The organism is Rathayibacter sp. Leaf248 (assembly GCF_920939495.1).
Classification (GTDB): domain Bacteria; phylum Actinomycetota; class Actinomycetes; order Actinomycetales; family Microbacteriaceae; genus Rathayibacter; species Rathayibacter caricis.
Map to the genome: position 1 here is coordinate 452,574 of NZ_CAKLAV010000001.1, position 23,102 is coordinate 475,675.

The following is a 23,102-nucleotide window of genomic DNA, read 5'->3' on the forward strand; positions in this document are numbered from 1 at the left end:
CGCCCCGCCGGTAGACTGGCGCGCATGTCAGCGCAGCCCGTGAAACGCGTTCGAACCCGCCACTTCCAGAACGCGAAGGACTCCGGTGTCCGGATCACGGGTCTGACGAGCTACGACCAGCTCACCGCACGGATCTTCGACGAGGCGGGCATCGACTTCCTCCTGGTGGGCGACTCCGCCGGCAACAACGTGCTCGGCTACGACACGACCCTCCCGGTCACGGTCGACGAGCTGATCCCCTTCGCGCGTGCGGTCGCCGGAGCGGTGGAGCGGGCCTTCGTCGTCGCCGACATGCCGTTCGGCTCCTACGAGTCGGGCCCGGACGACGCACTGCACACGGCGTTCCGCTTCATGAAGGAGACGCACGCCCACGCGGTCAAGCTCGAGGGCGGGGTGCGCTCGGCCGAGCAGATCCGCCGGATCGTCGACGCGGGCATCCCGGTGATGGCGCACATCGGCTTCACTCCGCAGAGCGAGCACGGACTGGGCGGCCACATCGTGCAGGGGCGAGGCGAGGGCCTCGAGCAGCTGCTCGCCGACGCTCGCGCGGTGGAGGAGGCCGGCGCGTTCGCGGTCGTGCTCGAGATGGTGCCGAGCGAGGCGGCCCGCCGGGTCACCGAGGAGCTCCGCATCCCGACGATCGGAGTGGGTGCCGGACCGCACGTGGACGGTCAGCTGCTCGTCTGGACGGACTTCGCCGGCTTCACCACCGGCCGAGTCCCCCGCTTCGTCAAGCAGTACGCCGATCTGCGGGGCGTGCTCACCGGGGCCGTCACCGCCTACCGCGAGGACGTCGAGTCCGGGGAGTACCCCGGCCCCGAGCACAGCTACGAGTAGCCGGGCTCAGCGGTCCTCCGCGGCCTCCTCCTCGGCCCACTTCCGGCTGTTCTCGCGGAGTCGCTCCGGAGCCGCCGCCGCCTCCTCGCGGGAGGAGAAGGGTCCGACGCGGTCGACGGACGGGGACTGGTACCCCTGCTCCACCGCACCGGTCTTGGAGTTGTACCACCAGGAGGTCTCGTCGCCGTCAGCCATGGCGCCGATCCTACGCTCGGTCGCCGGGGAGCCGTCGGGCGCGCTTCGCTAGCATGACCGGTATGACTTCATCGACGACGGCCATCGGCATCGACATCGGTGGGACCGGGATCAAGGGCGCGTTCGTCGACCTCGATGCAGGCGCCCTCCTCAGCGAGCGCGTGAAGCTCGCGACCCCCGAGGGCGGACGGCCGAAGGACATCATCGCCGTCGTCACGCAGATCATCGACGCCCTTCCGGACGTGGCCGCCGACACCCCGGTGGGCATCTGCTTCCCGGCCGCCGTCGTGCACGGAAGGACGATGTCCGCGGCCAACGTCTCGGACGAGTGGATCGGCCTCGAGGCCGAGAAGCTGTTCGAGGACGCGATCGGCCGCGACATCTTCTTCGTGAACGACGCCGACGCTGCCGGCTACGCCGAGGCGCGGTTCGGCGCGGCGAAGGACAAGCCGGGTCTCGTGCTGATGACCACCCTCGGCACCGGCATCGGCACCGCTCAGATCTACAACGGCGTGCTCATCCCCAACGCCGAACTGGGCCACCTCGAGATCCACGGCGGCGACTACGAGAAGAAGGCGTCCTTCGCCGCCAAGGAGCGCGAGGACCTCGACTACAAGCACTGGGCGAAGCGGCTCCAGCGCTACTACTCCCACCTCGAGGCGCTTCTCTGGCCCGACCTCTTCATCGTCGGCGGCGGCATCTCGAAGCACTACAAGGAGTTCCTGCCGCTGCTGGACCTCCGGACCCCCATCGTGCCCGCAGAACTCCGCAACAACGCGGGGATCCTCGGGGCTGCCGCACTCGCCGGAGGCGGCGTCCACTCCTGAGCGTCCCGCCTCGAACGTCGAAGACCCCGCAGCACCGGATGCTGCGGGGTCTTCGTGCGAAGGGGCCGGCTGATACGCCGGGTTCTGTTCACGCCGCGCCTCTCGGCGGGCGCTGGACGGCCATCTCTCTCGGAGTCGCGTCGCCGCGACCCTCCAGCGGTCTACCCGAGGACCCGACGAGCAGCCGCATCGTCCTCTGTCTGACCTTGCTCCGGGCGAGGTTTACCGAGCGGACCGGATCACTCCGGCCCCTGGTGGTCTCTTACACCACCGTTTCACCCTTACCGCGGGCCGGAGCCCGTGGCGGTCTGTTCTCTGTGGCACTGTCTCGCGGGTCGCCCCGGGTGGGTGTTGCCCACCGCCCTGCTCTGCGGAGCCCGGACGTTCCTCGGCGCCGGCGCTCTCGCTCCGGCGACGCGGCCGTCTTGCCGACCCGTTCGCCCGTCCAGTGTAGGCCGGGCTCAGGCGAGCGTCGACTCGTCCCCTCGGACGAGGATGCAGCCGCTGTCCGGGCAGAGCACGACGTCGTCGGGAGCGCTCGCGCGGATCCACGACAGATCGGACTCGGTCAGAGCGACTCCGCTGCCCTCGGACACCTTGCCGCGCAGGAGGGCGGCTCCGACCCCGTAGCGGGCGCGCTGCGTCTCGTAGAGCTCGACGAGGTCGACGGGGATCTTCTCGACGAGCGCGGCGCGGTCGCGGGCGAGCGCGTCCTGCTTGCCCGCCAGCTTCTCGGCCTGGGCGTCCTTCTCCTCGGCGAGGGTGTCGAGTGCGGCGACGACCTCGTCGCGCTCAGCCTGAGCGGCGGCGACCTCGGCGTCGATGCCCTCGATGCGCTCCATCAGGGTCAGCTCGATGTCCTCGAGGTCGCCGCGCCGCTTCACCAGCGAAGTGATCTCGCCCTCGAGGGCGGCGATGTCCTTCGCCGACGAGGCGGTCTGCAGGCGGTGGCGGTCGCGGGCGAGCCGCTTCTCGACCACGCCGACGTCGGACTCGATCCGGCCCAGCTCGGTGCGGACGTCCTCGAGACGACCGAGACGCTCGGCGAGGGTTCGGCGGGTCTCGTTGTTGCGCGCCTGCAGGGCCTGGATCTTCGCGATCTGCGGCAGCGTGGCGATCGCGTGGCGCAGCTGCGCGCCTCGCGTGTCGAGAGTCTGCAGGGTCAGTAGCTCGCGCTGGTCGGCGGGGCTGGCTTTCACGTCGCGGTCCTCGTTCCCGGCACAGGAGGTCGTGCCGGGTCCATTCTCGCGTGTCGCGCCGTGCTCAGTGGACGATCGCGAAATCCCACGGATCGGTGCGTGTCTCGCTGACGTCGACCGCGACGGTCGGCAGTGCCTCGCGGAGAGCGGCGGCGGCGACGTCGAGCCAGAGCCACTCGCTCGCCCAGTGCGAGACGTCGATGAGTGCCGGGCCGGTGCCGTGGAGGGCCTTCTCGCGCGCCTCCGACGCCGGGTGGTGCCGGAGGTCGGCCGTGATGTAGACGTCGCTCGTCCGCACGGCGGGGGCGTCCAGGAGGGAGTCACCGGCTCCGCCGCAGAGCGACACGCGGCGCACGGCCGTCTCGTACCCTCCGGCGGCGCGCACTCCCCCGGCGGTGGCGGGCAGCAGATCGGCCACGGCCGCCGCGAGCCGGCCGAGAGTCACCTCCTCGGGCAGATCGCCCACGCGTCCCAGCCCCACCGACGGATCGGCGCCGGGCACGATCGGCGTGGCTCCCGTCAGGCCGAGACGGGTCGCGATCACGTCCGACACCCCGTCGGCGACGATGTCGGCGTTCGTGTGCGCCGAGACCAGGGCGCAGCCGCCGCGGATCAGGTCGGCGAGCAGCCTCCCCTTGTAGCCGTCCTCGGCGATCGAGGTCACGCCGCGCAGGAGGAGCGGGTGGTGCGCGACGAGCAGCTGGTAGCCGCCGCGGACCGCCTCGCGCACGGTGTCGGACACGACGTCGACCGTGAGCAGGATCCGCTCCACGGAGGAGTCGGGGTCACCGGTCACGAGGCCGGGCGCGTCCCAGCTCTCGGCGGCGGCCTCGGGCCAGAGACGATCGATGACGGCGTGGACGTCGCGAAGGGAGGGCATGGGTCCAGGGTAGGCGCGGCGGTCAGCGGGCGTGATCGGACTCGACCGCGCGGATGGCGGCGTCCGAGACCGCCGCGTCCTCGTCGAGGTCCGCGGCGAGGTAGTCCTCCGACTCCGGCAGCCGCACGGTGATGCCGCCGTACTGCTCGACCTCGAGCGTGCCGGCGAGACCCGAGACGGCGAGGACGTGGCCGCCGAGTGTGCCGGTGACGTCGACGAAGTGGGTGTGCAGACCGGCCACGCTGATGCCCTGGAACGCCTTCGGCGCGACGAAGCCGAGCAGTGTGCCCTCGACGCGGTCGAGGTGCAGCTCGCGCTGGTCGTGCATCGCGTCGGCGAGACGGAGGTACGGCTTCACCTGCGCGATCGGCTGACGCAGGGTCAGGCGGTCGAAGCTCCCCCGGACGCGGAGGCCGAGGAAGACGTTGTGGCTCGCGACGAGGCTCCGGACGGCCACCAGCAGGCCGTCCAGCGACGGCACGCCGTGCAGAGGGACCGCGACATCGGCCTCGAAGCGGGAGACCTCGGCGAAGGCCACGCGGTCGTCCGGTGCGAGCACCGCGACCGAGCCGTCGCCGCGGAACAGCCGGTGGACGCCGTCGAGGATCACCAGCTCGCCGTCCATCCGGTCGCCGCAGCCCAGACCGAAGTCGCCGGCGGCGTCGACTTCGGCGCGCGTCACGACTCCGTCGAAGAGACCGGCGAGCAGGGCGTCGACGAGGGAGAACTGCGTGATGAGGCCGCGCGGAGCGGTCGGAGTCGGCATGCAGTCAGTCTGGTGGAGGGTGGTCGACCCGCCTGTCCCCCGTTCGTGGCGACCGGCAGGACCGCCACTGCAGCGGTCCTGCCGGTCGGCCGGACGGCTCAGAGGAGGGCCGACTCCTGGGTGTAGATCGCCTTGACCTGCGCGGCCGTCAGGGCGACGTCCCAGACCCGCAGCCGCGCCACGTCCGCGATCGCGAAGTTGCCGAGCACGCCGCCGGTCCGGCTCGCGCCGACGGTGAAGTCGGCCGGCAGGGGGTTGAGGCCGGAGCTGAAGGGGTAGGGGTTCCGCGCGTAGGTCGCCCCGGTGGAGTCGGTGAACGACGGGTACGCGGAGGCGACACCGTTGAGGTAGCTGGTCGCGACGGCGCCGTCGTAGGTGCCGACGTGGAGCTGCCAGACCCCGGGAGTCATGAGCGTCTTCGTCGCGGAGTAGTCGCGCGGATACGGGTAGCCCGGCGTGGCTCCTCCCGAGCGGGAGACGTAGAAGCAGGCGCGATCCGCGCCACCGTAGCTGCTCACGTCGTAGAAGAGGCCGTAGGAGCGGCCCGCCGCGCCCGCGGAGTCGCTCCACACGCCGGCGACGCAGCCGGTGTTCGGGTCGTTCTGCCGCACCCACGCGGCGACGGTGACCTTGCCGGAGCCCGCGCCACGGTTGAGCGCGCCGACCGAGGCCTTCGGCACCGCGAGGGCCGAGGAGCCCTTGAGGGCGAGCCCGCGGCCGAAGGGGGTCGCGATCGTCGCCGCCGCGGTCGATCCGATCTGCGAGAGCGGGAACGCGCCGTTGGAGGCGGTGAAGGGGCCGGATGTCTGCGCGAAGTCCCATCGGGCCACCGGGGCCGGGACGGCCACGGGCGTCGTCGTGGGCGGGGTGGTCGTCCCGAGCGCGGCGTGCCAGCGGAAGATGGCGTCGATGCCGTCTTGATTGGCCCACGACGGCGGGTTGTGGCCGAGCGTGTGGTACCGCACGCTCGCCTCCTTGGCCGTCGACTTCGCCTTGGCGACGAGAGCGAGGCCGTGCAGCGTCGGCGGGACGCTCGTGTCGACGTGGTCGGCATCGGAGACGACCACGCGGATGTTCGTCCCGGCCCACGCGGAGGAGGGCAGGCGCTTGGGGTTGTGCGCGTCGATCTGCGCGGTGCTGCCGAAGGCGTCGCCGATCGAGATCCGGCCGCGGAGCGAGCGGTCGTGGATGTCGCGGAGGTCGTAGACGCCGTTGACGAGGTAGAGGCCGTTGATGCCGGGGATGACCTTGGAGCCGTAGTTCTCGCAGGCGAGCGCTCCGCCGGCCGACAGCGACCACATGTAGCTCGCTCGGATCGGGAACAGGCCGGACAGGTAGGCGTAGCCGTTGCGCTGATGGCCCTGCGCCGTGTCGTTCGTCCAGAGCGTGCCGCCGAGGGTCTGGCAGATCGCGATCGCGCCCTTCTCGACCGCCAGCTCGGCGGGGTACTTGAAGACGCTGTTCAGCGAGTTGTGGTCGGCCTGCGCCGAGTGGATGAACCAGATGACCGGCACCGGGGTCGTCTGGTTCGGCTTCACGCTCTGCGGGATGAAGATCCGTGCCGAGTCGCCGCCGATGGAGACGACGAGGTTGTCGTAGAGCACGCGCTTGTTCTGCGTCGGCACGTTGATCTTGCGGCTGATCTCGCCGGGCAGACCGCGGATCGGAGCTGCGGAGGCGGCCGTGGCGGGAAGCGTCGCGGCTCCCAGCGCGAGAGCACCGGAGAGCGCCCCGCCGACGATGGTCCGCCGCCGGAGGGAGGAGGAGGTGGAGGATGCGCGACCCGCGGCGTCGTCGTGGGGGGACATGGCTTCTCTTCCTGCAGAGGCCGCTCGCTCCGCGGCGGCCGGTCGATCCGGCTCGGCGGAGGCGGACCCTCTCACCGTACCGGTCGGACGTGTCGGGCGGGTTTCCGGATTCCGCACGGCCGACGCTCACCCGGAGAGCATGTGCGCCCTCAACGCAGAAGAGCCGCCCCGAGGGGCGGCTCTTCTGTCTCGGTGGATCCGAGGGGATTCGAACCCCTGACCCCCTGCATGCCATGCAGGTGCGCTACCAGCTGCGCCACGGACCCGTTCGTCTTGCCTGTTCCGTTCCCTCCGCCCGGCGGAAGCAACTCGAATAATCTACAACACGAAGTGCGTCAGACGAAATCGAGCCCTGCCACCGGGCGTGTTCGTCAGTGCGAGGGAGCCGAGGAGTCGGCGGGCACGGGCTGGTCGACGGTGAAGGGCACGGTCGGGCAGTCCTTCCACAGGCGCTCGAGCGAGTAGTACATCCGGTCCTCCTCGTGGAAGACGTGGACGACGAGGTCGCCGAAGTCGAGCAGGATCCAGCGCCCCTCGGAGCGGCCCTCACGGCGCAGCGGCTTCCTGCCCGAGGCGATCAGGCGGTCCTCGACCTCGTTGGCGATGGCGACCACGTTGCGCTCGGAGCGCCCGGTCACGAGCAGGAAGATGTCGACCAGCGGCAGCGGGCCCGACACGTCGAGCGCGACCAGATCCTCCCCGCCCTTGGAGTCGGCGGCGGTGGCCGCGATGTCGAGCAGTGCGCGGGCGGAATCGGTCGCAGTCATAAAGCCTTCATTGTCGGGGAGAGCGGATCAGAAGATGTTGAGGACGAAGCCGCCGATGAACAGCGCGATCGAGGCGACGAGGAGGACGGCCGCCGTGATCGCGAGGACGACGGGAGCGCTGATGCCGCGCTTCTTCTGCGGGGCGATCATCGCGGTACCGGCGGCGTGGGTCGAGACGGCGCTGGACGCACGGACCGGCTCGGAGTCGGCGGCGGGCTGCTCGCGGTCGATCCGGTCGACGTAGCGGTCGACGTCGGGCGAGTCGTACAGGTTCGGGTGCTGGCCCGTCGACCCGAGGCTCCGCGGAAGCTCGAAGGTGCCGGTCACGAGGACCTCGCCGGTGTCCGAGCGCCCCTCGACGACGTCGCCGGCACCGGTCGTGGGGAGGATCAGGGCGTTGGTCGTCGTCACCGCTCCGGTGGAGGAGACCCCGCGGGCGATGAGCTCGTCGAACGAGGCGTCGACCTCCTCCTTCGACTTGCTGTCGAGCTCCTCCGTGATCGCGAGGTGCTCGATCGGCGGGTGGAAGCTGCCCGTGATCTCCGTCGCCTTCTCGTCGCCGAGGTCGAGCGTGCCCACGGTCGCGAAGAGGGCGGTGTTGAGCTTGGGCTCGACGGTCCCGGAGTCACGGGTCGCGTCGTCGTCCTGCTGCGCCCGCTCGTCGGAGTCGCCCGAGTCGGAGTCGCCCGAGTCGGAGTCGCCCGAGTCGGACTCGGAGGAGGGGAGCTCGGAGGCGCGCCCGACGGCGTCGTCGACCGAGGCCGGCTCGTCCGGCTGCGTCGTCGCCACTCCGGGCGCGGAAGCGGTCGTCGGCGAGGCGGCGACCTTCGCGGCTTGCTGCTGCGCGTGCAGCGCGCGGAGCTCGCGGCGCGTGAGGCTGGAACGCTCGACGCCCTCCGGCAGCACGACCTCGAGAGCGGACGTCCGCAGGTCCGGCTCCCGGGCGGGAGACGCCTGGGGCGCCTCGATGCGGAGGGTCTGGACCGGCGTGAGCACGGGCATGTCTCCCGCCGCGGTCACCGAGGCGGTGGCGGCGCGTCGCGAGGTCGTGGGCGCCGCGGCGAGCCCCGCCTCGCGGCGTTCGCGCTCGCGGATCTCGCGCCGGGTGAGCGGCTTCTCCTCGGGCTGGACTGTCATGACGTACTCCGATACAGATGGTGCTTCGAGATGTACTGGACGACACCGTCGGGAACCAGGTACCAGACCGGACGACCCCGGTTCACGCGGCTCCGACAGTCAGTCGAGGAAATCGCGAGCGCCGGAATCTCCAACAAGGATACGTCCTGTGCCGGCAATCCCGAAACGTTCAGGACGTGGCCGGGCCTGCTGACAGCGACGAAGTGCGCGAGCTCCCAGAGCTCGTCGTAGTCCTTCCAGCTCAGGATCTGCGCGACCGCGTCGGCTCCGGTGATGAAGAAGAGCTCGGCATCGGGATGCGCGGCGTGGATGTCGCGCAGGGTGTCGATCGTGTAGGTGGTGCCGATCCGGTCGACGTCGACACGGCTCACGGTGAAGCTCGGGTTCGAGGCGGTCGCGATGACCGTCATCAGGTAGCGGTGCTCGGCGGAGGTCACCGTCTTCTTGTGCCAGGGCTGCCCGGTGGGGACGAAGACGACCTCGTCGAGGTCGAACGACTGCGCGACCTCGGACGCCGCGACGAGGTGCCCGTGATGGATGGGGTCGAACGTTCCGCCCATCACGCCGATACGCGGACGCCGGGGATCGCCGCTCGCGGCGGACGTCACGATCGCGGAGCCTCCGGCCTAGTGGCCGTGTCCGTGCTGGTCGGCCGATCCGGAGGTCTTGTGCGCGTGGCGGTTCGACACGTCGCGGTAGCTCCAGGTCACGAAGCCGAGGCCGACGAACGCGACGGCGGCGATGAGGCCGAACACGATCGCGGGGAACGGCAGCTCGACGTGCGTCGATGCTTCTGCCAGGACGGTCGTGGCCAGGGACATTCGGTGCTCCTTGAAGGTCGTGGTGCCCGCGCGGGCGCTGTCGAGTCTACCCGGCCGCTGTCGGGACTAGGCGCGGACCTGCCCGGCACCGCGCAGCAGCCATTTGGTGCTCGTCAGCTCGGGCAGCCCCATCGGCCCGCGCGCGTGCAGCTTCTGCGTGGAGATGCCGACCTCGGCCCCGAAGCCGAACTCGCCTCCGTCGGTGAAGCGGGTCGACGCGTTCACCATGACGACGGCCGAGTCGACCTCGGCGAGGAACCGCTCGGCGTTCGCGAGGTCGTTGGTCACGATCGACTCGGTGTGGTGCGTGGAGTAGCGCGCGATGTGGTCCATCGCCGCGTCGAGGTCGTCGACGATCGCGACGGCGATGTCGAGCGAGTAGTACTCGGCCGACCAGTCCTCCTCCGTCGCCGCGACCGCGGAGGGGTGCACGGCGCGGACGCGGTCGTCGCCGTGGACCGTGACGCCCGCGCGCTCGAGCCGGCCGAGGACCGGCGGCAGCAGGCGCTCCGCCGCGTCGCGGTGCACCAGCAGGGTCTCGAGGGCGTTGCAGGTGCTCGGACGCTGCGTCTTGGCGTTGTGCACGATGTCGACCGCCCACTGCTCGTCGGCCGAGGCGTCGAGGAAGACGTGCACCACTCCCGCCCCGGTCTCGATCACCGGCACGGTGGACTCGGTGACGACGGACTCGATGAGCCCTGCGCTCCCCCGCGGGACGAGGACGTCGACGTAGCCCCGGGCGCGCATGAGCGCCTTCGCGCCCTCGCGGCCGTGGTCGTCGACGGTCTGCACCAGCTCGCGCGGCAGTCCGACGGAGGCGATCGCCTCCTGCAGCAGCTCGACCAGCACCCGGTTCGTGTTCTCGGCGGCGGACCCGCCGCGCAGGATCACCGCGTTGCCGCTCTTGAGCGCGAGCGCGGCGATGTCGATCGTCACGTTCGGGCGCGCCTCGTAGATCGCTCCGACGACGCCGAACGGGACGCGCACCTGCGTGAGCGAGGCGCCGTTGGGCAGGTTCGACCCCCGGACGGTCTGCCCCACCGGGTCGACGAGACCGGCGACGGCGACGACGGCGTCGGCCAGGGAGCCCAGTCGCGCCTCGTCGAGGCGGAGGCGGTCCTGCAGACCGGTGCTCATCCCGTTCTCCCGCCCGTTCGCGAGATCGAGGTCGTTCGCCGGCACGATGCGGTCGGCGCCCGAGCGGACGGCGTCGGCGATCGCGAGGAGCGCGCGGTTCTTCAGCTCGGTCGTCGCACTCCGGAGGGATCGGGAGGCGGTGCGGGAGGCGGCGAACCGCTCCGTCAGAGCGGTGCTGTCGAGGGTCGTCTGCGGCATCCGGACAGTGTAGTGCTCCGTTGCGGACGACGGACGGAGCCCGGCACCTCCGCGGGCGCCGGGCTCCGGAGGTCAGTCCTCGCGGTCCGCTTCGACGGTGTCGACGGCATCGTCCTCGTCCGAGACGCGCCACACGCCGCCCAGGCGCTCGCGCTCGAGCTCCGCGCGGGCCTCCGCCTTGGCGTCCATCCGCTCGAAGTACTCGTCGCGGCGCTCGTTGCGCGTCTTGCGGCGGTTGTCCTCGAGCCGCACATCGGTGCCGCGGGGCGCGGTGAGGAGCTCCGCCGTGGAGGTGAGGGTCGGCTCCCAGTCGAAGACGACTCCGTCGCCCCGGCCGATGACGACGGTGGAGCCGGCGACGGCTCCCGCCGCGAACAGGCCGTTCTCGACGCCCAGCTTCGCGAGCCGGTCGGCGAGGAAGCCGACGGCCTCGTCGTTGGTGAAGTCGGTCTGCGCGACCCAGCGCACAGGCTTCGTGCCCAGCACCCGGTAGATGTTGCCGTAGGAGCCGCCCTCGACGCGGATCTCGAAGTCCTTCTCGTCGACGGCCCGCGGACGGATGGTGATCCGCTCCACCTGGGGTGCCGCAGCGAGCTCGGCGCGGTGCTGCTCGACGATCTCGGCCAGGGCGAAGGTCAGCTGGCGGAGGCCCTTGTGGCTGACGGTCGAGATCTCGAAGACGCGGTAGCCGCGCGCTTCGAGGTCGTTGCGCACGAACGCGGCGAGCTCCTGAGCCTCGGGCACGTCGACCTTGTTGAGGGCGATCAGCTGAGGACGCTCCAGCAGCGGGACCTGGCCGTCGCCGACGGGGTAGGCCGCGAGCTCGCCCAGGATGACGTCGAGGTCGGTCAGCGGGTCGCGACCCGGCTCGAGAGTGGCGCAGTCCAGGACGTGCACGAGCGCCGTGCAGCGCTCGACATGCCGGAGGAATTCGAGGCCGAGCCCCTTGCCCTCGCTCGCGCCCTCGATCAGGCCGGGGACGTCGGCGACGGTGTAGCGCGACTCCCCCGCCTGCACGACGCCGAGGTTCGGGGCGAGCGTGGTGAAGGGGTAGTCGGCGATCTTCGGCTTCGCGGCCGAGATGGCGGCGACGAGGCTCGACTTGCCCGCGGAGGGGAACCCGACGAGTGCGACGTCGGCGACGGTCTTGAGCTCGAGGACGACGTCGCCCTCCCAGCCCGGGGTGCCGAGCAGCGCGAACCCGGGGGCCTTGCGCTTCGTGGTGGCGAGCGACGCGTTGCCCAGACCGCCCTGACCGCCAGGAGCGATGACGAAGCGGAGACCCGGCTCGTCCATGTCGATGAGCTGCTCGCCGTCGGGCGACTTCACGACGGTGCCGACCGGGACGGTCAGCTCGAGGAGCTCGCCGTTGCCTCCGGCTCGGTGGTCGCCCATCCCGGGCCCGCCGTTCTCGGAGGACTGGTGCGGGTGGCGGTGGTAGGCGAGGAGTGTCGTGACCTGCGGGTCGGCGACGAGGACGATGTCGCCGCCGTGACCGCCGTTCCCGCCGTCGGGGCCGGCGAGCGGCTTGAACTTCTCGCGGCGGACGGAGACGCAGCCGTTCCCGCCGTGGCCGGCACGCAGGTGCAGCGTGACGTTGTCGACGAAGGTGACCATGGTTGTTCTGTCCGTCCGATCGGGAGTGGGGGCGCCGGGGTTCCCGTGCGCCGGAGGCCGGCGGGCCGCTGCAACGCGCAAGGGGCGAGCCGAAGCCCGCCCCTTGCGTCCTGTGCCTGCTCGGCCGAGGAGACCGACCCTACTGGGCGGCCGCCACGATGTTGACGACCTTGCGGCCGCCCTTGGTGCCGAACTCGACCGCGCCGGCCGACAGGGCGAACAGGGTGTCGTCGCCGCCGCGCCCGACGTTGGCGCCGGGGTGGAAGTGGGTGCCGCGCTGGCGGACGATGATCTCGCCTGCGTTCACGACCTGACCGCCGAAGCGCTTGACGCCGAGACGCTGCGCGTTCGAGTCACGACCGTTGCGAGTGGAGCTCGCGCCCTTCTTGTGTGCCATTTCTCATCTCCTCGAGACCGGGGGGCCGCAGCCCCGTGCTGAACATCCGCGGTGCGATGGCTCGCTCCGCGGTCAGCGGTTACTTGATGCCAGTGACCTTCACGCGCGTGAGCTCCTGACGGTGCCCCTGGCGCTTCTTGTAGCCGGTCTTGTTCTTGAACTTCTGGATGACGATCTTCGGGCCGCGGAGCTCTTCGAGCACCTCCGCGGTGACCGAGACCTTCTCGAGCGCCGAGGCGTCCGAGGTGATCGAGTCTCCGTCGACGAGGAGCACGGCAGCCAGCTGCACGGTGCCGTTCTCGTCGGCCTTGACGCGGTCCATCGTCACGATGGTGCCGACCTCGACCTTCTCCTGCCGACCGCCGGCGCGCACAACTGCGTAAACCACTTCTCGTACCTGTTTCTCGTCTGGACGGGCGCTGTCGTGAGACGGCGCCATCCGGGGCTTGTATGGAAGGGGCGGGGCCCCGTTTCTTTCCCGTCTCCCACACCGAACGAGGGAACCGGTACCGCGTCCCGCTCTCCGTGAGGAGACGGGCGACGACGGAAATCTGCGTGAGCACATGGATCGCGCCACACCAACGGTCAAGAGTACGGGATGGGAGCTCGACGGTCAAACGCCCGCTCCGGAGAGCGGGCATCGCACGGCCGCACGGCCTCTCGGCACGGCGCGCCCGTTCCGACGACCCCGTCACGATAGTGGACGGCGGCGGGCCGGGGCGGCAGGCGCGCCGCCTACGATCGACGGATGGCGATCCTTCTCGACGCGGCGCGGTGGCCGGCCCACGACACGCTCTGGGCGCACCTGGTCAGCGACGAGTCGTTGGAGGAGCTGCACGCGTTCGCGCGGCGCACCGGAGTCCCCGAGCGCAGCTTCGACCTCGACCACTACGACGTCCCCGAGGAGCGCCGTGCCGAGCTGCTCGCCGCGGGCGCGATCCCCGTCGGCGCACGCGAACTGGTGGAGCGGCTCCGGAGCAGCGGTCTGCGCGTGAAGGGCCGGGACCGGGAGACGGAGAGGGCCCGGCGCCGGCTCTCGCCGGGCACCGGGCCCCACTGATCGCTCGCGCGGTCGCTACTGCTGCTCGGCGCGGCGCGGGGTCTGCTCCGGGATGACCGCGACGCCCGTGAGAGCGGCGGTGGTCACCCGGCGGCTCTTGGCGCGGCCCTGACCCGGCTGCTTGGGGGCCGGGAGTGCATCGAGGACGGAGTCGAGCAGGTGCTCGGCGACCTCGCTGCGCACCCGACGACCGGTGGTCGCGGGAGCGGGCGGGATCGGTATGTCGAGGATCGGCACGACCGGCGCCTCGACGGCGGGCGGAGCGGACTGCTCCGCCGGCGCCTCGACCGTCTCATCGCCCGCGCTCTCCTGGCGCGGCTCGCGGTCGCGGCCCCGGCGGCGGCGCTCACCCCGGGCGGGACGCTCGCCGCGACGCGACTGCTCGCGCGGTGCGGTCTGCTCGGCCTGCTCCGAGTCCCCGGTCTCGACGGTCTCGACGGGCTCGGTGCGGGCGGACTCGGCGGACGCCTCGTCGACGAGCGCGGCGGCCTCCTCGGCGGCCTGGCGCACGTTCGCGGGGTGGATGGTGCTCGCCGCGATCTGAGCGAGGGCGTTCTTCGCGTCGTCGGTGATGGCGTGCGTGCTGACGCTCTTCGCTCCGGAGCCGTTCTGGCCGTTCGCGGCGGACGAGCCGCTGGAGCCGTTCTGGCGGGGTGAGCCTCCGGACGCGCTGTCGCCCGAGCGGCCGCCGCGGCGGCGCTCCTGCTGCGGGGCGGCGGTGGAGCGGTGCTTGACGACCGGGTCGTGCTGCACGATGACTCCGCGGCCCGCGCACACCTCGCAGTTCTCGCTGAAGGTCTCGAGGAGGCCCAGGCCGAGCTTCTTGCGGGTCATCTGCACGAGGCCGAGCGAGGTGACCTCGGCGACCTGGTGCTTGGTGCGGTCGCGGCTGAGGCACTCGACCAGGCGGCGCAGCACGAGGTCGCGGTTGGACTCGAGCACCATGTCGATGAAGTCGACCACGATGATGCCGCCGATGTCGCGCAGGCGCAGCTGGCGGACGATCTCCTCCGCGGCCTCGAGGTTGTTCTTGGTGACGGTCTCCTCGAGGTTGCCGCCCGAGCCGACGAACTTGCCGGTGTTGACGTCGACGACGGTCATCGCCTCGGTGCGGTCGATGACGAGCGAGCCGCCGCTGGGCAGCCACACCTTGCGCTCGAGAGCCTTCTCGATCTGCTCGGTGATGCGGAACTCGTCGAACGCGTCCTGCTCGCCCGAGTACACCTCGACGCGCTCGAGCAGGTCGGGGGCGACCTGGCTGAGGTAGAGCTCGATGGTCTCGCGGGCGTCCTCGCCGGCGATGACCATCTTCTCGAAGTCCTCGTTGAAGACGTCGCGGACGATCTTGATCAGCAGGTCGGGCTCGCTGTGCAGGAGAGCCGGCGCCTGGCCGGTCGCGGCCTTCTCGCTGAGCGCCGTCCACTGCGCGGTGAGGCGCTCGACGTCGACGGTCAACTGCTCCTCGGTGGCTCCCTCGGCCGCCGTGCGCACGATGACGCCGACGTTCTCGGGGAGGACCTCCTTGAGGATCTTCTTCAGGCGGGCGCGCTCGGTGTCGGGGAGCTTGCGGGAGATGCCGTTCATCGAGCCGTTGGGCACGTAGACGAGGTAGCGGCCCGGGAGCGAGATCTGGCTCGTCAGGCGGGCGCCCTTGTGGCCGACGGGGTCCTTCGTGACCTGCACGAGGACGCGGTCGCCGGGCTTGAGGGCGAGCTCGATGCGACGGGGGCCGCCGGGGTTCGCCGCGGCGTCCCAATCGACCTCGCCGGAGTAGAGGACCGCGTTGCGTCCGCGACCGATGTCGACGAACGCCGCCTCCATGCTCGGGAGGACGTTCTGCACGCGACCGAGGTAGACGTTGCCGATGAGGGACGCCTCCTGCGAGCGGGCGACGTAGTGCTCGGCCAGGACGCCGTCCTCCAGGACGCCGATGCGGATGCTGTCCTGCTTCGAGCGGACCACCATCACGCGATCGACGGCCTCGCGGCGGGCGAGGAACTCTGACTCGGTGACCACCGTGCGTCGGCGGCCGGCGTCGCGGCCGTCGCGGCGGCGCTGCTTCTTGGCCTCGAGACGAGTGGAGCCCTTGATGCGCTGAGGCTCGGTGATCAGCTCGGGCTCGCGCTGCTCGCGGGGCTCCCGCGGCTGACGGACCCGGACGACGGTGTTCTCGGGGTCGTCCGACCCGCCGCGGTCGCTCTCGCCGGTGCGGCGGCGCGAGCGGCGGCGGACGGAGCCCTGCTCCTCCGCGGGCGCCTCGCGCTCCTCGCGCAGACCCAGCGGGGCGCCGCGCGGGGGAAGCGGCGCGAGCTCGACGTAGTCGGGCAGCTCGGGCGCCTGGAACAGGAGCGACGTGCTCGGCAGTGCGGGACGGGCGGGTCGCGCGTCCTCCTGGCCGGGCGCCGTCTCGGGAAGGGCGTTGAAGAACGCGACGGAGGACGTGGGGCTCTGAGCCTCGCTCACGTCCTCGGTCGGCGTCTCCTGCGCGGTCGTGTCGGTCTCGTCGGTATCGATGATCGTTCCCCCTGTCGCTGGCGCGCTCGACTCGGTCCGCCGGGTCGCCCGGCGGCCACCGAAGAGGCGGCTGATCTTCTTGGCCCCGCTGCGGGGCTCGTCGCGGTCCGGATCGGATCCGCTCGAATTCTTGTCTTCCACCATTCCTGGTGCACTCCTCGGCCGGGTCGTCCGCCGCGCCTTCCTACCCGGATCTCTCCTCGTGCGAGGGGCCGCGTGGGGCCCGTCGCGAATCCTTCCGCTCCCCCGATCCGGTCGCTCACGTGGCGCAGGACTCCGGGTGCAGCTTCGTTCTCGGAACTGACTATCCGACACGTGCTCCGTCTCGCTGCGACCGTCGGTCGCGTCGTGGTGGAGCGGGTGACCCGTCGCGTCCATTCGCGGAACGCGGTCGATCTCCTGTGGCCCGGTGTTCGCCCGGTAAACCTTCTGGTGCCGGCGCGGGATCTTCCGGACCGACGGCTCCGATTATCGCACGCATTCCCAGAGGCGCCGATTCGGCCCGTGCGATAATCCCCCGGTGTCCGACGCCCCCGCCCCCCGACGCCCGATCCTGTTCGCCGCACTGCTGGTCGTCCTGGGGATCACGGGGTGGATCGCGGCCTTCGCGCTGACGCTCGACAAGTTCGCGGCGCTGACCGATCCGTCGACGGGACTGGGGTGCGACTTCAGCATCCTGGTGCAGTGCAGCGCCAATCTGGACTCGCCTCAGGGAGCGGTCTTCGGCTTCCCCAATCCGCTGATCGGCGTGGCGGCGTGGATCGCGCCGATCGTGGTCGGATTCGGACTGCTCGCCGGGGCGCGCTTCGACCGCTGGTTCTGGGCGGTCTTCAACCTGGGCTTCGTCTTCGCCCTGGGCTTCGTGATCTGGCTGATCACGCAGAGCGTCTTCCTCCTCGGCACGCTCTGCCCGTGGTGCATGCTCACCTGGGCGGTCGTGATCCCTGGCTTCTGGCTCGTGACCCTGCGGAACCTGCGCGAGGGCGTGTTCCCGGTCCCGGCCGCGGTGCGGCGCTTCGCGGGAGCCGCCTACGGCTGGATCCCGTTCATCACGCTGCTCTGCTACCTCGCGATCGCGGTGATCGCGCAGCTCCGCCTGGACGTGCTCTCGTACCTGTGAGGCTGCTCGGGCGCTGACGGCAGCACTCCTCCTGGAGCACGTGGATCTCGATACGCCCGCTCCGCGGGCTACTCGATCAGCAGGGAGCTGGCGCACCGTTCGAGACACCGACGGGGTGACGACTAACCCGGTGACGGGGCACCCCGGGAACGTCCCGAGGTGCCCTTCACCGGATCGCCGAGCATCGCGAGGCGTATCCGGGAAAGCGCGTTCGAGCGCTTTCCCGTCGCCGGAGGCGCGACGCTCTGCAGATCGGACCGCCTACACGAGCCGACCGCGGCTCCGCGGGCTACCGCGGAGCGACGAACTCAGGAGAACCAGAGCGCGAGTTCGCGCTCCGCGGATTCAACGGAGTCGGAGCCGTGGACGAGGTTCTGCTGCACCTTCAGGCCCCAGTCGCGGCCGAGATCGCCGCGGATCGTGCCGGGCGCCGCGGTCGTCGGGTCGGTCGTTCCGGCGAGGGAGCGGAAGCCCTCGATGACGCGGTCGCCGGCGATGCGGATCGCGACGATCGGACCGCTCTCCATGAACTCCACGAGCGGCTCGTAGAACGGCTTGCCCTCGTGCTCGGCGTAGTGGGCGCCGAGGAGGTCGCGGTCGGCCTCCACGAGCTTGATGTCGACGAGCGAGTAGCCCTTCGCCTCGATGCGGCGGAGGATCTCGCCGGTGAGGTTGCGCGCGACTCCGTCGGGCTTGACGAGGACGAGGGTCTCCTGGATGGCCATGGTTCAGCGGTCTCCTTCGGTGGGGTCGGTGGTCCCGGCCGCCGGAGGGCCGGCCTGGGAGTCGAGGCGGGTGCCGGTCACGATGCAGTACGTCCAGAGGGCGACGAAGGCCGCGCCGATGACGAACATGATCGGGACGAGCAGACCCGAGGCAACGATAACGAACTGCAGCACCCAGCCGATCCGTATGCCGAGCGGGCGGTCGAGGAGGCGGAGCGTCGCCAGCATCGCGAGGCAGAGCACTCCCCCGCCGACCAGCACCACCACCGGATCGGCGACCTTCAGGCCGAAGCCCACGAGGGTCGCGAGGAACACGATGACGACCTCGAAGCCGAGGACGATCGACGCGAGGCTCTCGCGGACGGTCCTCGCCCGGCGCGGGCGCCCGGCTCTCACGAGCCCTGCCAGTTCTCGTCGCGGGCGACGGCGATCGCGCGCCCGACGAGAGTGATCGACCCTGTGATCACGAGGGCGCCCTTGTCGGTGCGCGCCGCGAGCAGGCGACCCGCGGTCAGCGCTCCCGCCGCGTCCTCGGCGACGTGCACCGACTCCTCCGGGAACACGGTGCGCGCGAGTGCCGCGAGGTCGTCGGCCGCGAGGGTGCGATCGCTCGGCGCGCGGGTCACGATGAGCTCGTCCACGACCGGCAGGAGCGCGCGGAGGATGCCCTCGGCGTCCTTCTCGGCGAGGACGCCGACGACCGCGGTGACGCGGTCGAAGTCGAAGTAGCGGCCGAGCGCTGCAGCGAGCGAGGCGGCGCCGTGCGGGTTGTGCGCGGCGTCGACGAGGGTGCGCGGGGAGTTGCCGACCACCTGGAGACGCCCCGGGGAGGTCGCGGCCGCGAGCCCCTCGTCGAGGACGTCGCCGGTCAGCTCCTGAGTGCCGCCTCCGATGAACGTCTCGACCGCGGCGATGGCGACGGCGGCGTTCTCGGCCTGGTGGTCGCCGAAGAAGGGCAGCAGGAGCTGGTCGTAGGAGGTCGCGAGACCGCGGACCGAGACCAGTTGGCCGCCGACGGCGACGGTGGTCGAGGTGACGTCGAACTCCGAGCCCTCGAAGGCGATGGAGGACTCGGTGGCCTCGGCCGCGTGCCGCAGCACCGCCTCCGCTTCGGGGGTCTGCTTCGCCGACACCACGGCGGCCAGTGGCTTCACGATGCCCGACTTGGTGCGCGCGATCTCGTCGATCGTCGAGCCGAGGCGGTCCGTGTGGTCGAGCGCGATCGGCGTGAAGACGGCCACCTGCGCGTCGGCGACGTTCGTCGAGTCCCACTCGCCGCCCATCCCGACCTCGATGACGGCCACGTCGACCGGCGCGTCGGCGAAGGCCGCGTACGCGAGCACGGTGATGACCTCGAAGAAGGAGAGCGGCGGCTCGTCCTGCTCGGCGAGCTCGGCGTCGGTCATGCGGATGTAGGGCTCGACGTCCTGCCAGTTCGCGACGAGGCTCTCGTCGGAGATGGGCTCGCCGTCGATGACGATGCGCTCGTTGAAGCGCTCGAGGTGCGGGCTCGTGAACAGCCCGACGCGCAGGCCGTGGGCCCGCAGGAGGCTCTCGATCATCCGGCTCGTGGAGGTCTTGCCGTTCGTGCCGGCCACCTGGATCACCGGGTAGGCCCGCTGCGGGTCGCCGAGTATCTCGACGGCGCGTCGCGTCGGGGCGAGCCTCGGGCGGACGTTCGACTCGCCCAGGCGCTCGAGCAGGGTCGCGTAGACGGCGTCGGCCGCCGCCCGGTCGGCGTCGTTCTCGAGGGGATCAGACATCGGCGGCCTCGACCTTCTCGACGCGGATGATGGCGGTGCCGGCGGGACCGAAGGCGACGGCCCCCTCGCCGCCCTCGAGGGCGATGGTCAGCGGGGTGAAGGCGAACCCGGTCGCGAGGGTCTCCTCGGCGATCCAGGTCGCGTGCGGCTCGAGCGCGCCGAGGCTGACCTCGTCGAGCATCACGTCGAGCACGATGCGGTCGCTCACGTCGAGACCGGCTCCCTTGCGGGCGTCCTGCACGGCGCGGATGAGATCGCGGGCGAGCCCCTCGGCCTCGAGCTCGGGCGTGGTGGCGGTGTCGAGGAGGACGAACCCTCCGCGCGGGAGGAGCGCGATGGCGCGATCGTCGGCGCCCGCTCCCCCGACCTCGAGCGTGAGCTCGTACTCCCCCCCGGCCAGCTCGACGCCGCCCGCGGTCACGACTCCGTCGACCTCGCTCCAGTCGCCCGCCTTCGCGGCCTTGATGACCGTCTGCACGCCGCGTCCGAGCCGCGGTCCGGCGGCACGGGCGTTGACGGCCAGGCGGGAGGTGACTCCGTAGTCGGACGCGCTCGTCTCGACGAGCGGCACGAGGGTCACCTCCTTCACGTTCAGCTCGTCGCGCAGGATCGCCTCGAACGGCGCGAGCTCGTCGGCGTCCGCGACGACCACGGTGAGGCGCGCGAGCGGCAGGCGCACGCGCAGTCCCGCCTGCTTGCGGAGCGAGAGCGCCGTCGACGAGATGCCGCGCACGGCGTCCATCGCATGGACGAGGGCCTCGTCGACCGGGAACTCGTCGGCGGTGGGCCAGTCGGTCAGGTGCACGCTGCGCCCGCCGGTCAGTCCCCGCCAGATCTCCTCCGAGATCAGCGGGAGCAGCGGAGCGGCGACGCGTGTCACGGTCTCGAGGACGGTGTACAGCGTGTCGAACGCCTCCGCGCCCCGGCCGTCCGAGTCGGCACCCTGCCAGAAGCGGTCGCGGGAGCGGCGCACGTACCAGTTGGTGAGGACGTCGGCGAAGTCGCGCAGCGCGGCCGCGGCGAGGGTCGAGTCGAGCGCCTCGAGGTGCCCGGTGACGGTCTCGATCAGGTCGTGGGTCTTGGCGAGCAGGTACCGGTCGAGGACGTCCTCGGAGTCGGTGCGGCGGCGCGCCTCGTAGCCGTCCTCGCCGGAGGCGTTGGCGTAGAGCGAGAAGAAGTACCAGGTGTTCCAGAGCGGCAGCAGCACCTGGCGCACGCCCTCGCGGATCCCCTCCTCGGTGACGACCAGGTTGCCGCCGCGCAGCACCGGGCTCGACATCAGGAACCAGCGCATCGCGTCGGATCCGTCGCGGTCGAAGACCTCGGCGACGTCTGGGTAGTTGCGCAGCGACTTCGACATCTTCTGGCCGTCGTTGCCGAGGACGATGCCGTGACTGACGACGTTGCGGAACGCCGGCCGGTCGAAGAGCGCGGTCGAGAGCACGTGCAGCGTGTAGAACCAGCCGCGCGTCTGCCCGATGTACTCGACGATGAAGTCGGCGGGGTTGTGCGAGTCGAACCAGTCCGCGTTCTCGAACGGGTAGTGCACCTGCGCGAACGGCATGGAGCCCGAGTCGAACCAGACGTCGAGGACGTCGGTGATGCGGCGCATCGTCGAGCGCCCGGTCGGGTCGTCGGGGTTCGGCCGTGTGAGCTCGTCGATGAAGGGGCGGTGCAGGTCCTCCGGGCGCACGCCGAAGTCGCGCTCGAGCTCGTCGAGCGAGCCGTACACGTCCATGCGCGGGTAGTCGGGGTCGTCGCTCTTCCACACCGGGATCGGCGAGCCGAAGTAGCGGTTCCGGCTGATCGACCAGTCGCGCGCGCCCGAGAGCCACTTGCCGAACTGGCCGTCCTTCACGTTCTCGGGGACCCAGGTGATCTCCTGGTTGAGCTCCTCCATGCGGTCGCGGAACGCGGTGACGCGCACGAACCAGCTCGAGACCGCCTTGTAGATCAGCGGGTTCCGGCAGCGCCAGCAGTGCGGGTACGAGTGCTCGTAGCTGGCCTGGCGGAGGAGCCGGTGCTGCGCCTTGAGCAGCTGCGTGAGGGGCTTGTTCGCCTCGAACACCTGCAGGCCGGCCACCTCGGCGATCTGCGGGAGGAAGCGGCCGCCGTCGTCGACGGAGATGATGACCGGGATGCCCGCGGCCTCGCAGACCTTCTGGTCGTCCTCGCCGTAGGCGGGGGCCTGGTGCACGATGCCCGTGCCCTCGCTCGTCGTCACGTAGTCGGCGACCAGGATGCGCCACGCGTTCTGCGTGCCCCAGGTCTCGGTGTCGGCGTAGTGGTCCCAGAGGCGGTCGTAGCTGACGCCCTCGAGCTCGCGACCGCGGAGGGTGCGCGAGACGGCGGCGCGCGCGGACTCGGCGTCGTCGTAGCCCAGGTCCTTCGCGTACGCGCCGACCTGGTCGATGGCGAGGAGGTACTCGGCCGAGAGCTCGCGCTCCTCCGGCTCGCCCTTCCCGTCGGCGGCGCCGTTCGGGCCCGCGGCGAGCACGGCGTACTCGATGTCGGGGCCGACGGCCAGCGCGGCGTTGGTCGGCAGGGTCCAGGGAGTCGTCGTCCAGGCGAGCGCGCGCACGGCGGTCAGGTTCAGCGCCTCCGCCGTCTCGCCGACCAGCGGGAACGTGACCGTCACCGTCTGGTCCTGGCGCATCTTGTAGACGTCGTCGTCCATCCGCAGCTCGTGGTTCGAGAGCGGGGTCTGGTCGCGCCAGCAGTAGGGCAGCACCCGGTAGCCCTCGTAGGCGAGGCCCTCGTCGTAGAGCTGCTTGAACGCCCAGATGACCGACTCCATGAAGGAGGGGTCGAGCGTCTTGTAGTCGTTCTCGAAGTCGACCCAGCGCGCCTGGCGGGTGACGTAGTCCTGCCACTCGCCCGTGTAGCGCAGCACCGACTCCTTCGCCGCGGCGTTGAACGCGGCGATGCCCATCTCCTCGATCTGGGACTTGTCGGTGATGCCCAGCTGCCGCTCGGCCTCGAGCTCGGCGGGCAGACCGTGGGTGTCCCAGCCGAAGCGGCGGTGCACCTGCTTGCCGCGCATGGTCTGGAAGCGCGGGAAGAGGTCCTTCGCGTACCCGGTCAGCAGGTGCCCGTAGTGCGGCAGGCCGTTGGCGAAGGGCGGTCCGTCGTAGAACACCCACTCGGGAGAGCCCTCGCGCGAGCGGATCGACTCCTGGAAGGTGTCGTCGGCCTTCCAGTGCGCGAGGACGGCCTCCTCGATCTCGGGGAAGCGCGGCGACGGGGTCACCCCGCGGCCGAAGGCGGATCCGGAGTCGCCGGAAGTGGGAGGGGTCAAGGGATAGGTCACGTGCGTTCTCCTGGCAGTGATGCT

22 protein-coding genes, 1 tRNA gene and 1 other RNA gene are annotated in these 23,102 nt (G+C 71.0%); 4 read left to right on the plus strand and 20 right to left on the minus strand.

The genetic code is table 11. The features are described from left to right. The first annotated feature begins 24 nt into the window (after window positions 1-24). The gene (gene panB / locus LRG51_RS02210) at window positions 25-837 is read left to right on the plus strand and encodes a 3-methyl-2-oxobutanoate hydroxymethyltransferase (RefSeq protein ID WP_055792322.1); all 813 of its coding nucleotides are present in this window, start codon (window positions 25-27) and stop codon (window positions 835-837) included. Between the two features lie 6 nt (window positions 838-843). On the opposite strand, the gene LRG51_RS02215 is transcribed toward panB, so the two are convergent. Continuing rightward, window positions 844-1,032: a hypothetical protein gene (locus LRG51_RS02215; protein ID WP_055792325.1), complete on the minus strand. Its 189-nt coding sequence runs from the start codon at window positions 1,030-1,032 to the stop codon at window positions 844-846. 62 nt (window positions 1,033-1,094) lie between these two features. Here LRG51_RS02215 and ppgK point away from each other — a divergent pair, with 62 nt between their 5' ends. Then, window positions 1,095-1,859 carry a polyphosphate--glucose phosphotransferase gene (ppgK, locus tag LRG51_RS02220; RefSeq protein ID WP_055792327.1) on the plus strand — a complete coding sequence of 255 codons (765 nt, stop codon included), beginning with the start codon at window positions 1,095-1,097 and terminating at the stop codon, window positions 1,857-1,859. 57 nt (window positions 1,860-1,916) lie between these two features. On the opposite strand, the gene rnpB is transcribed toward ppgK, so the two are convergent. The 14 genes from rnpB to rplU all read right to left on the minus strand — a co-directional run bounded on the left by rnpB (window position 1,917) and on the right by rplU (window position 12,974). Then, an RNA gene (rnpB, locus tag LRG51_RS02225) (RNase P RNA component class A) lies at window positions 1,917-2,295 on the minus strand. A gap of 25 nt (window positions 2,296-2,320) precedes the next feature. Continuing rightward, window positions 2,321-3,058, minus strand: a complete 738-nt coding sequence (locus LRG51_RS02230; RefSeq protein WP_230670837.1) for a zinc ribbon domain-containing protein — start codon at window positions 3,056-3,058, stop codon at window positions 2,321-2,323. Between the two features lie 64 nt (window positions 3,059-3,122). Continuing rightward, a complete protein-coding gene (locus LRG51_RS02235) occupies window positions 3,123-3,938 on the minus strand; it encodes a Nif3-like dinuclear metal center hexameric protein (protein WP_230670841.1) in 816 nt (271 codons plus the stop codon). A 22-nt stretch (window positions 3,939-3,960) separates the two neighbouring features. Then, the gene (locus LRG51_RS02240; protein ID WP_230670844.1) at window positions 3,961-4,704 is read right to left on the minus strand and encodes an acetolactate decarboxylase; all 744 of its coding nucleotides are present in this window, start codon (window positions 4,702-4,704) and stop codon (window positions 3,961-3,963) included. A 98-nt stretch (window positions 4,705-4,802) separates the two neighbouring features. Continuing rightward, window positions 4,803-6,512 (minus strand): LamG domain-containing protein, encoded by a 1,710-nt coding sequence (locus LRG51_RS02245; protein ID WP_230670847.1) that lies wholly within the window; start codon window positions 6,510-6,512, stop codon window positions 4,803-4,805. A 193-nt stretch (window positions 6,513-6,705) separates the two neighbouring features. After that, window positions 6,706-6,778 (minus strand) — tRNA-Ala (locus LRG51_RS02250). A 105-nt stretch (window positions 6,779-6,883) separates the two neighbouring features. Beyond that, window positions 6,884-7,279: a ribosome silencing factor gene (gene rsfS, locus LRG51_RS02255; protein WP_055792340.1), complete on the minus strand. Its 396-nt coding sequence runs from the start codon at window positions 7,277-7,279 to the stop codon at window positions 6,884-6,886. A 27-nt stretch (window positions 7,280-7,306) separates the two neighbouring features. Next, complete coding sequence (locus LRG51_RS02260) at window positions 7,307-8,416, minus strand: hypothetical protein (RefSeq protein WP_230670849.1); 1,110 nt, start codon at window positions 8,414-8,416, stop codon at window positions 7,307-7,309. Then, window positions 8,413-9,024 carry a nicotinate-nucleotide adenylyltransferase gene (gene nadD / locus LRG51_RS02265; protein ID WP_082481455.1) on the minus strand — a complete coding sequence of 204 codons (612 nt, stop codon included), beginning with the start codon at window positions 9,022-9,024 and terminating at the stop codon, window positions 8,413-8,415. The genes LRG51_RS02260 and nadD overlap by 4 nt, the downstream gene beginning before the upstream one ends. Before the next feature lie 18 nt (window positions 9,025-9,042). Then, on the minus strand, window positions 9,043-9,237 hold the full coding sequence (locus tag LRG51_RS02270; protein ID WP_055792346.1) for a hypothetical protein: 195 nt from the start codon (window positions 9,235-9,237) through the stop codon (window positions 9,043-9,045). Window positions 9,238-9,303: 66 nt separating this feature from the next. Further along, complete coding sequence (locus LRG51_RS02275; protein ID WP_230670858.1) at window positions 9,304-10,572, minus strand: glutamate-5-semialdehyde dehydrogenase; 1,269 nt, start codon at window positions 10,570-10,572, stop codon at window positions 9,304-9,306. 72 nt (window positions 10,573-10,644) lie between these two features. Further along, window positions 10,645-12,189: a GTPase ObgE gene (gene obgE, locus LRG51_RS02280; RefSeq protein WP_107575138.1), complete on the minus strand. Its 1,545-nt coding sequence runs from the start codon at window positions 12,187-12,189 to the stop codon at window positions 10,645-10,647. A 139-nt stretch (window positions 12,190-12,328) separates the two neighbouring features. After that, the gene (rpmA, locus tag LRG51_RS02285) at window positions 12,329-12,586 is read right to left on the minus strand and encodes a 50S ribosomal protein L27 (protein ID WP_055792356.1); all 258 of its coding nucleotides are present in this window, start codon (window positions 12,584-12,586) and stop codon (window positions 12,329-12,331) included. Window positions 12,587-12,665: 79 nt separating this feature from the next. Further along, window positions 12,666-12,974, minus strand: a complete 309-nt coding sequence (gene rplU / locus LRG51_RS02290; protein WP_077223659.1) for a 50S ribosomal protein L21 — start codon at window positions 12,972-12,974, stop codon at window positions 12,666-12,668. 360 nt (window positions 12,975-13,334) lie between these two features. On the opposite strand from rplU, the gene LRG51_RS02295 reads away from it, so the two are divergent. Continuing rightward, window positions 13,335-13,646: a DUF4031 domain-containing protein gene (locus LRG51_RS02295; protein ID WP_055792363.1), complete on the plus strand. Its 312-nt coding sequence runs from the start codon at window positions 13,335-13,337 to the stop codon at window positions 13,644-13,646. Between the two features lie 15 nt (window positions 13,647-13,661). Here the strand turns inward: LRG51_RS02295 and LRG51_RS02300 are convergent, their stop codons facing one another. After that, complete coding sequence (locus LRG51_RS02300; protein ID WP_082481457.1) at window positions 13,662-16,304, minus strand: Rne/Rng family ribonuclease; 2,643 nt, start codon at window positions 16,302-16,304, stop codon at window positions 13,662-13,664. A 376-nt stretch (window positions 16,305-16,680) separates the two neighbouring features. Between LRG51_RS02300 and LRG51_RS02305 the strand changes: the two genes are divergently transcribed. Next, window positions 16,681-17,280 (plus strand): vitamin K epoxide reductase family protein, encoded by a 600-nt coding sequence (locus LRG51_RS02305; RefSeq protein ID WP_055792366.1) that lies wholly within the window; start codon window positions 16,681-16,683, stop codon window positions 17,278-17,280. Between the two features lie 308 nt (window positions 17,281-17,588). On the opposite strand, the gene ndk is transcribed toward LRG51_RS02305, so the two are convergent. The 4 genes from ndk to ileS are packed head-to-tail and all read right to left on the minus strand — an operon-like array spanning window position 17,589 to window position 23,078. Next, entirely contained in the window at window positions 17,589-18,005 is a 417-nt protein-coding gene (gene ndk / locus LRG51_RS02310) for a nucleoside-diphosphate kinase (protein ID WP_055792369.1), read from the minus strand. Between the two features lie 3 nt (window positions 18,006-18,008). Then, window positions 18,009-18,401: a DUF4233 domain-containing protein gene (locus tag LRG51_RS02315; protein ID WP_230670862.1), complete on the minus strand. Its 393-nt coding sequence runs from the start codon at window positions 18,399-18,401 to the stop codon at window positions 18,009-18,011. Beyond that, on the minus strand, window positions 18,398-19,768 hold the full coding sequence (locus LRG51_RS02320) for a bifunctional folylpolyglutamate synthase/dihydrofolate synthase (RefSeq protein ID WP_055792372.1): 1,371 nt from the start codon (window positions 19,766-19,768) through the stop codon (window positions 18,398-18,400). The genes LRG51_RS02315 and LRG51_RS02320 overlap by 4 nt, the downstream gene beginning before the upstream one ends. Beyond that, entirely contained in the window at window positions 19,761-23,078 is a 3,318-nt protein-coding gene (gene ileS, locus LRG51_RS02325) for an isoleucine--tRNA ligase (protein WP_230670878.1), read from the minus strand. Before ileS ends, LRG51_RS02320 begins: the two co-directional genes overlap by 8 nt. Window positions 23,079-23,102: the final 24 nt, after the last annotated feature.